At 58.8% G+C, this 1,241-nt stretch carries 1 protein-coding gene; it reads left to right on the top strand.

Translation table 11 applies throughout. The features are described 5' to 3' along the window. Positions 1 to 1,241 (top strand): transketolase family protein (locus tag ACSEMK_RS24005; protein WP_435336664.1); only part of this gene is annotated, 1,241 nt, incomplete at both ends.

Genomic DNA, 1,241 nt, shown 5'->3' with positions numbered 1-1,241 from the left:
CACGGCTCCATGCTGATTTACAGCCTGCTGCACCTCACCGGTTATGATCTGCCGATTGAAGAACTGAAAAACTTCCGTCAGCTGCACTCTAAGACTCCGGGCCACCCGGAAGTCGGCTACACCGCAGGCGTGGAAACCACCACCGGCCCGCTGGGTCAGGGTATCGCTAACGCAGTCGGTATGGCTATCGCGGAAAAAACGCTGGCGGCGCAGTTTAACCGTCCAGGGCACGACATCGTTGATCACTTCACCTACGCCTTCATGGGCGACGGCTGCATGATGGAAGGCATTTCTCACGAAGTGTGCTCCCTGGCTGGTACCCTGAAACTGGGTAAACTGGTGGCGTTCTATGATGACAACGGCATCTCCATCGATGGCCACGTTGAAGGCTGGTTCACCGACGATACCGCGAAACGCTTTGAAGCCTACGGCTGGCACGTGGTGCGCGGCGTTGACGGTCACGACGCTGACGCCATCAAACGCGCGGTAGAAGAAGCGCGCGCGGTCACCGACAAACCGTCCCTGCTGATGTGCAAAACCATCATCGGCTTCGGTTCGCCGAACAAAGCAGGCACCCATGATTCCCACGGCGCGCCGCTGGGCGACGCGGAAATCGCACTGACCCGCGAAGCGCTGGGCTGGAAATACGCTCCGTTTGAAATCCCGTCTGACATCTATGCGCAGTGGGATGCGAAAGAAGCCGGCCAGGCGAAAGAAGCCGCGTGGAATGAGAAGTTTGCCGCCTACGCCAAAGCCTTCCCGCAGGAAGCAGCCGAATTCACCCGTCGTATGAAAGGCGAAATGCCGTCTGACTTCGACGCGAAAGCTAACGAGTTCATCGCTAAGCTGCAGGCGAACCCGGCGAAGATCGCCAGCCGTAAAGCATCGCAGAACGCCATTGAAGCGTTTGGCCCGCTGCTGCCGGAATTCCTCGGCGGTTCTGCTGACCTGGCGCCGTCCAACCTGACTCTGTGGTCCGGCTCTAAGCCGATCAACGAAGACACCGCCGGTAACTACATCCATTACGGCGTACGTGAATTCGGTATGACCGCGATTGCCAACGGTATCGCGCTGCACGGCGGTTTCCTGCCGTACACCTCTACCTTCCTGATGTTCGTCGAGTATGCGCGTAACGCGGTACGTATGGCGGCGCTGATGAAACAGCGTCAGGTGATGGTCTACACCCATGACTCCATCGGTCTGGGCGAAGATGGCCCGACTCACCAGCCGGTAGAGCAGGT

Origin of the sequence: Klebsiella sp. K-3, assembly GCF_051207495.1 — a bacterium.
Lineage (GTDB): Bacteria > Pseudomonadota > Gammaproteobacteria > Enterobacterales > Enterobacteriaceae > Klebsiella > Klebsiella aerogenes.
The sequence above is the reverse complement of the archived record's forward strand: the minus strand, read 5'-3'. Positions and strand labels throughout refer to the sequence as shown.